Here is a 3,987-nt window from a genome sequence, read left to right as displayed (position 1 = left end):
GAATATTGGTGATTCAATATAACGTTGTCTTTTCTTTCTCGAAGAAAGAATGGTGGCTACTGCGGGATTTGAACCTGCGACCCCATCATTATGAGTGATGTGCTCTAACCAACTGAGCTAAGTAGCCATCTGAGAGCGAGACAATATAATATAATCTTGCTTTCAATGCCATTATCTTTTTAAAGATAATTACACTTTAAATTGTGGCTGGGCTACCTGGATTCGAACCAGGGAATGCCGGCATCAAAAGCCGGTGCCTTACCGCTTGGCGATAGCCCAACAATGATATCAATTAAGATATCTCTATATGGTGCGGTCGGAGAGACTTGAACTCTCACACCTCTCGGCGCCAGAACCTAAATCTGGTGCGTCTACCAATTCCGCCACGACCGCGTTATTTCCTAAAAACTCTTTGTTACTAAAGACAAACTTTAATATCAAATAGAGTGCTTAGGAAATGGTGGCTACTGCGGGATTTGAACCTGCGACCCCATCATTATGAGTGATGTGCTCTAACCAACTGAGCTAAGTAGCCATTTCCATATTGTTGCTCATTTCGAAACGTTGCCGCTTCGCTGTGAACGGGGCGCATTATGCGTAGTTGAGTGAAACCCGTCAACTTTTTTTTTGAATAAATCGCGAATAAACATCTGTTCGGTTTCTTTTTAGGCAAAGAGGCGTATTTGTCGACAAAAAACAGGTCTAAAAGGCGATATATATAGGAAGTTAACTTTCTGGTGAGGGACAATTTAGAAAGGGGAAAAACAAAAAGGCCAGTGAATTCACTGGCCTTTTTTCTAGATGTTTAATCAGAATTATACATTGAAGCGGAAGTGAACAACGTCACCATCTTTAACGATGTATTCTTTACCTTCAAGGCGCCATTTACCTGCGTCTTTCGCACCGCTCTCACCGTTAAATTCGATGAAGTGATCGAATCCAACAACTTCAGCACGGATGAAACCTTTCTCGAAGTCTGTGTGGATCTTACCCGCTGCTTGTGGCGCAGTTGCACCTACAGGGATTGTCCAAGCACGAACTTCTTTAACACCAGCTGTGAAGTAAGTCTGAAGAGTCAGTAGTTCGTAACCAGAGCGGATCACTCGGTTAAGACCTGGTTCTTCGATACCCATATCCGCAAGGAACTCTTCGCGATCTTCGTCATCAAGCTCAGAAAGCTCTGATTCGATTGCTGCACAAACAGCAACAACAACGTTGTTTTCGTTTTCTGCGTATTCACGAACAGCGTCTAGGTATGGGTTATTTTCAAAACCATCTTCTGCAACGTTTGCGATGTACATTGTTGGCTTAAGCGTTAGGAAGTTTAGGTAGCCGATTGCTGCCGCTTCTTCTTTGCCAAGTTCAACAGTACGTGCCATACCACCTTCAGTTAGAACTGGAAGTAGCTTTTCTAGTACAGTGATTTCGAATTTAGCGTCTTTGTCGCCGCCTTTCGCTTTCTTCGCGTTACGTTGAATTGCACGCTCACAGCTGTCTAAGTCAGCCAGCGCAAGTTCTAGGTTGATCACTTCGATATCTTCAATTGGAGATACTTTGCCAGCAACGTGAACAATGTTTTCATTTTCAAAGCAGCGTACAACGTGACCGATAGCGTCAGTTTCACGGATGTTAGCTAGGAATTTGTTACCAAGACCTTCACCTTTAGATGCGCCAGCAACTAGGCCCGCGATATCTACGAATTCCATTGTCGTTGGAAGGATCTTCTGTGGATTAACAATTTTTGCTAATGCATCTAAGCGTAGATCTGGAACCGGAACGATACCTGTGTTTGGTTCGATCGTACAAAATGGAAAGTTTGCTGCTTCGATGCCTGCTTTAGTCAGTGCGTTAAACAGAGTTGACTTACCAACGTTTGGTAGACCAACGATGCCACATTTAAAACCCATGATATAAACCTTATTCTGCTTTGAACGTATGTAAGCGATTTTGTGCTTTTGGTAGGCCATCTTTTAATAAGATGTCTAGGCTGCGAACCGATTCGTCAACGACGGCCTCGATACTCTCTTGCTCTTTTTGAGGAGCTTTGCCTAATACATAACCTGCAACTTTATCTTTGTGTCCTGGATGGCCGATGCCTAATCTAAGACGATAGAATTCTTTATTGTTACCCTGCTTGCTGATGATGTCTTTCAGACCATTATGTCCGCCATGACCACCACCTTTTTTAAACTTTCCAATACCAGGAGGCAGATCTAACTCATCGTGAGCGACCATGATCTCTTCTGGTTTAATTTGGTAGAACTTTGCTAAGGCTGCAACTGCTTTGCCTGACAAGTTCATAAAAGTCGTTGGGATCAGCAAACGAAGATCTTCACCGTGAACCATGATACGACCCGTTAGGCCAAAGAACTTTGGTTCGTTCTTTAGTGTCACGTTATGTACACGCGCTAATTCTTCAACTACCCAAGCGCCCGCGTTGTGGCGAGTTTTGGCGTATTCTGGACCTGGATTAGCCAGTCCAACGAGAAGTTTTATTTGTTGGCTCAAGGTATGGATCTCTCTTGGGATTTCAAAAAGCGCCGTATGATATCACAGTTTATGAAAAAGGTGCGAGCTAGCTGATAGCTGCGCGATTATTCCTGTTTGTGATAACTAGCAGTGCAATATTACTCAGACATAAAAAAAGCACTTCATTGACTGAAGTGCTTAATATCTTTCTCTCGCGTGTTTCTAAAACCAAGCTTTTGTAAAAAAAGCTATTGGGCTTTGATTAGTTGAACATCGCTGAGATTGATTCTTCGTTGCTGATACGACGAATCGCTTCAGCAAGCATGCGAGAAAGGCTAAGTGTTGTCACTTTACCCGTCGCAGCCATCTCTGGAGATAGAGAGATAGAATCCGTTACGATAACTTGGTCTAGAACAGAGTTCTTGATGTTGTTCGCAGCAGTACCAGAGAAAACAGCGTGAGTTGCGTAAGCGAATACACGCTTAGCACCGCGCTCTTTAAGCGCTTCAGCTGCTTTACATAGTGTGCCACCCGTATCGATCATGTCATCAACGATAACACAGTCACGACCTTCAACATCACCGATTAGGTTCATTACTTCAGAAACGTTAGCACGTGGACGACGCTTATCAACGATAGCGATGTCAACATCACCTAGCGCTTTAGCCGTTGCACGAGCACGTACAACACCACCAAGGTCTGGAGAAACCACAACTGGGTTTTCTAGGCCACGGTTAGCCATGTCTTCTAGAAGAACTGGAGTACCGAAGATGTTATCAACTGGTACATCGAAGAAGCCTTGGATTTGCTCTGCGTGTAGGTCGATAGTAAGAACGCGGTCAACGCCAACGTTAGAAAGGAAATCTGCAACAACTTTTGCAGTAATTGGCACACGAGCAGAACGTACACGACGATCTTGACGGGCATAACCGAAGTAAGGGATTACAGCAGTAATACGGCCAGCAGAAGCACGGCGCATTGCGTCAATCATTACCACCAATTCCATAAGGTTGTCATTGGTTGGTGCACAAGTTGATTGAATCAGGAATACATCGCTACCACGAACGTTTTCATTGATTTGAACAGCGACTTCGCCATCAGAAAAACGGTCTACAGTAGCATCGCCAAGAGAGATGTATAGACGATCAGCAATACGTTGGGCTAGTTCAGGTGTTGCGTTACCAGCAAATAGCTTCATATCAGGCACGGTGGAAACCTCGGGTTGCGTCCAGTTTTAAATAGATTGTGGGTGGGCTGATTGGTATTCAGCCAGAGTTTCTTTTAAAGGAGAAATGTTTCTTCCTTTCGCTATGAAAGCGGAAACTGTGTCAGGCAGTTGTTCTCGCACCAATTCGGCTTCTTTTTCGCTGTTAAATTCAGCAAAAACGCACGAACCTGTGCCAGTCAATCTCGACGGCGCGTATTGTAGCAGCCATGAAAGTTGCTTATCAACCTCTGGGTACAGCATTCGCACAATTTTTTCGCAATCGTTTACGTATTCTTGCTCTAGAAGCGTTG

The 3,987-nt window shown here is 44.1% G+C and carries 3 protein-coding genes, 4 tRNA genes and 1 pseudogene; all 8 read right to left on the bottom strand.

The window, feature by feature from the left end; all coding sequences use genetic code 11:
- Window positions 1–50: 50 nt before the first annotated feature.
- Window positions 51–127: transfer RNA gene (locus AB4512_RS21035), tRNA-Met, on the bottom strand.
- Between the two features lie 77 nt (window positions 128–204).
- Window positions 205–279: transfer RNA gene (locus tag AB4512_RS21030), tRNA-Gln, on the bottom strand.
- Window positions 280–308: 29 nt separating this feature from the next.
- Window positions 309–393 (bottom strand) — tRNA-Leu (locus AB4512_RS21025).
- 65 nt (window positions 394–458) lie between these two features.
- Window positions 459–535: transfer RNA gene (locus tag AB4512_RS21020), tRNA-Met, on the bottom strand.
- Between the two features lie 280 nt (window positions 536–815).
- Window positions 816–1,907, bottom strand: a complete 1,092-nt coding sequence (ychF, locus tag AB4512_RS21015) for a redox-regulated ATPase YchF (RefSeq protein WP_010439159.1) — start codon at window positions 1,905–1,907, stop codon at window positions 816–818.
- A gap of 10 nt (window positions 1,908–1,917) precedes the next feature.
- On the bottom strand, window positions 1,918–2,508 hold the full coding sequence (gene pth / locus AB4512_RS21010; protein WP_372175567.1) for an aminoacyl-tRNA hydrolase: 591 nt from the start codon (window positions 2,506–2,508) through the stop codon (window positions 1,918–1,920).
- A 223-nt stretch (window positions 2,509–2,731) separates the two neighbouring features.
- A complete protein-coding gene (locus tag AB4512_RS21005; RefSeq protein ID WP_004739814.1) occupies window positions 2,732–3,676 on the bottom strand; it encodes a ribose-phosphate pyrophosphokinase in 945 nt (314 codons plus the stop codon).
- Between the two features lie 27 nt (window positions 3,677–3,703).
- Window positions 3,704–3,987 (bottom strand): annotated as a pseudogene (locus AB4512_RS21000) (4-(cytidine 5'-diphospho)-2-C-methyl-D-erythritol kinase); the annotation flags it as partial.

The sequence above is a fragment of the Vibrio sp. 10N.222.52.B7 genome, from assembly GCF_041474275.1.
GTDB classification, from domain to species: Bacteria; Pseudomonadota; Gammaproteobacteria; order Enterobacterales; family Vibrionaceae; genus Vibrio; species Vibrio crassostreae_C.
This window is presented reverse-complemented; position numbering and strand designations above follow the sequence as displayed.

Excerpts from the sequence above, each read along its gene's own strand:
- ychF (WP_010439159.1), bottom strand. The coding sequence starts at position 1,907 with ATGGGTTTTAAATGTGGCATCGTTGGTCTACCAAACGTTGGTAAGTCA.